Source organism: Arhodomonas sp. KWT (assembly GCF_010993615.1).
Map to the genome: position 1 here is coordinate 1 of NZ_WNXE01000306.1, position 1,157 is coordinate 1,157.

Consider the following 1,157-nt stretch of genomic DNA (forward strand, 5'->3'; position numbering starts at 1 on the left):
CCGTCCCGGCGTTAGCCTGGAACAGCGACGGCGTTTTCCGGCACCCGCCGGCTCAGCCGAGGTAGACACTCGCCCTCGGATAACGAAGTAGCCGGGTCGCCGGCGTGGCGAGCACGAAGCCCACCGACAGCGGCCCCACGCGCCCGAGGAACATCAGCGCCATGATCACCCACTCGCCGAAGGTGTTGAGCTCCGGGGTTACCCCGCGGGACAGCCCGACCGTGCCGAAGGCGGACGCCGCCTCGAAGGCGATGTCCAGGAACGGCAGATTGTGCGTGGCCACCAGCAGGAACGCACCGATCATCACCGCGAGCAGCCCGATGAAGGTCAGCGCGAGGACCTTGAGCACGTCCTCCGCGCCGATGGTGCGGCCGAAGGCCACGGGCTCGTGGCGCCGGCGCAGAAACGCGCCGGTCGCGAAGATCAGCACCATGAAGGTGGTGACCTTGATACCGCCGGCCGTCGAGGTACTGCCACCACCGATGAACATCAGCGAGATCATCATCAGCGCGCTGGCATCCGTGATGCCGCCCATGTCCACGGTATTGAACCCGGCGGTACGTGGTGTCGTGCCCTGGAACCAGGCCGCCCACAGGCGGTCGCCGGTATGCGCGAGCCCGCCCAGGGTCTCCGGATTGTGCCACTCCAGTCCGGCGAAGGCGGCAACCGCCCAGACGTTGAGCGCGATCGTGCCGATCAGCATCAGCTTGGTATGCAGCGACAGCCGGCGGATGCTGCGTCTCGCGAGCAGCTCGTTGACCACGGCGAAGCCGAGCCCGCCCGCTATGTAGAGCGCCGGGATGGTGAGGTTCACCACCGGGTCCCCCGCCCACTGCGCGAGGCTGCCGTGGAACAGCGAGAAGCCCGCGTTGTTGAACGCGGAGATCGCATGGAAGGCGGCGTTGAACAGCCCATCCCCCCAGCCCTGAACGGGCACCCAGCGTGCCGCGAGCAGCAGCGTGCCCACCAGCTCGAAGAGGATCACCTGCAGGAAGATCACCCGCACGAGGCCGACCACGTCCCCGATGGAGGTCCGGTTGAGGTCCTCGCGCAGGAGCATCTGGTGGCTCAGGCCGATGCGGTGCCCGAGGGCGGAGAGCGCGAGTACCGCAAAGGCCATCACACCGAGGCCGCCGAGCTGGATGAGCACGGCAATA

General features: G+C 67.8%; 1 protein-coding gene. It reads right to left on the reverse strand.

Features of this window, described 5'->3' with window-relative positions:
• Positions 1-52 precede the first annotated feature (52 nt).
• On the reverse strand, positions 53-1,157 hold a 1,105-nt coding region (locus G7A99_RS18205), incomplete at its 5' end, for a TrkH family potassium uptake protein (RefSeq protein WP_163142838.1).